The organism is Pseudomonas sp. LM13 (assembly GCF_041381355.1).
Taxonomy (GTDB): Bacteria; Pseudomonadota; Gammaproteobacteria; order Pseudomonadales; family Pseudomonadaceae; genus Stutzerimonas; species Stutzerimonas frequens.
Genome location: NZ_JACBXH010000099.1, coordinates 1 through 1,952 on the forward strand (window position 1 = coordinate 1; position 1,952 = coordinate 1,952).

General features: G+C 53.7%; 1 protein-coding gene. It reads left to right on the forward strand.

Translation table 11 applies throughout. From position 1 onward, the window contains the following. Positions 1–83: 83 nt before the first annotated feature. Complete coding sequence (locus HZR81_RS23425) at positions 84–1,928, forward strand: transposase (RefSeq protein ID WP_500129379.1); 1,845 nt, start codon at positions 84–86, stop codon at positions 1,926–1,928. The last annotated feature ends 24 nt before the right edge of the window (positions 1,929–1,952 follow it).

Below are 1,952 nucleotides of genomic sequence, written 5' to 3' on the forward strand. Positions count from 1 at the left end.
CGAGCCGTTCGCTTAATCTGTTGAAATTTTGAGGTGCATGGTCTTGTATGAGGCTATGCACCTCATCTTTTCAGGAGACAGCCATGGGGAAGAAATCTTCCCAAGGCCAAGCAGTCGAATCAGCGGATACGACAAGGGCGCAAAATCCCCTCTCTGACGCAGATGGTGCGCAAGCTGCTCGCAAGCAGCGATCACCCGCAGCCCATCAGGGCATTCAGGTTAATTTCTGCAAAAATCCAATTTGCGCCAACTTTGGCTCGCCAGTAGGCGACAAGCTTTCTCGCGCCCAAAATCCATACCGAATCGTAGCCTCAGGAAAAGGCTTGCCGGTTGGCTATTGCCAGAGCTGCAACGAAAGCTTTCCCCTGAAAAGTAACAAAGGTATCTACGAAGAGCTAGAACGGATGTTGGCTTTCTTGGTTGATGCCACCGCGCAACCTTGCTGCCCGGTTGACGGCTGCTCCAACCATGTAGTGCCAGTCTCCAGCGGCAAGGCCTTCTACTCTGCATTCGGGGTGACCAGTACGGGCAGCCAGCGCTACCTTTGCAAAGGAACGGTTGCGGGAAAGCCCTGCAAGAAAACCTTTTCTGTCGCCAGTAAATCAACCAGCCGCCAACGCCTGACTCACAAGAACAAAAGCATCTTCAAGCTGATCGTCAATAAGGTGCCGGTGCGTCGGATTGCCGAAATTGAAGAGATTGCCCTGCAAACGGTCTACGACAAGATCGACTTCATCCATCGGCAGTGTTTGGCCTTTGCCAGTGAGCGGGAGTCGAAACTTCCTGACATGCCCATCCGACGCCTATACATCAGCGTGGATCGCCAGGATTACGTGATCAACTGGTCTCGGCGTGATGATCGGCGCAACACGGTGGTTTCGGCTGTTGCGTCAGCCGATAACACCAGCCAGTACATTTTCGCCATGCACCTCAATTTCGACCCCCGGCTTGATCCAGAGGCCATCGAGGAGGATGCCAAGCAGATCGCCGACATCAACCTGCCTACCCCTCACCGCAAGTACGCGAGGCTTTGGATGGCGTCTGACTATCTGGCCTCCATGGCTGCATCTAAGAAATCCAAGGCATCTGGAAACCTGGAAGGAGATATCGCCGCGACCTACTCCAGCTCAGAGAAACGAGAGGATGTCGAAATCTCGGATGAACCGACAAAGGACGAAAAGCTGCCGGATCGGGGCATGCAAACCCATTCCGAGTACACCCTGTACGGCCATTTCCTGTATTTGCAGCACCTGCTGGCCAGTGTCGAAAAGCTTAGATTCTTTCTCGACCAGGACTCAGGGATGCGGGCCGCGTGCTTGGCAGCGTTCCAAGACGGGATCAAATCGCGCCGGGTCGATGCTTTTTACGTGCGGATCAACAAGATGATGACCGTGGATCAGAAGCGCAGGCTGATCAACGAATCGAAGAAAGCTATCGCCAAGGTGATGAAGGAAAACCTCGGCCTGAACAAGCGAGAAGCTGTTTTGCTGCTGCTAAGACAGCGTATCGAGCAGGCAAAGCTCATTGGGAAATGGAAGGATCGCTGGGTGTTCCACCCGCTGGCAACAATGAATGAGCCAGAGAAGGCGTTGTGTCACCTGACCGACTTGGGTGACCTTGAACCGGATCACGCTGCTTGGCTTTACAACAGGGCCAGCCTGCACGGTGTCGATTCGTACTTCAACCGCATTCGTCGGCGCCAATCTCTTTTGGAGCGGAGCATTTCTTCCCAATCGAATACGGGGCGGGTCTGGAGCGGCTACGCACCGTACAGCCCGAATCAGGTGCAAAAGCTGCTCGATATCCTGCGAGTAGTGCAGAACTACGTGCTGAAAGGCACCAAGGACAAGAAAACACCAGCTATGCGCCTTGGATTAGCCAAAGGCCCAGTGAAATACGAGGACATTCTCTACTTCACCGGGCCTTAGATTTTCAACAGATTAAGCGAACGG

Coding starts and splice junctions, on each gene's coding strand:
- HZR81_RS23425 (WP_500129379.1), top strand. CDS start 84: ATGGGGAAGAAATCTTCCCAAGGCCAAGCAGTCGAATCAGCGGATACG.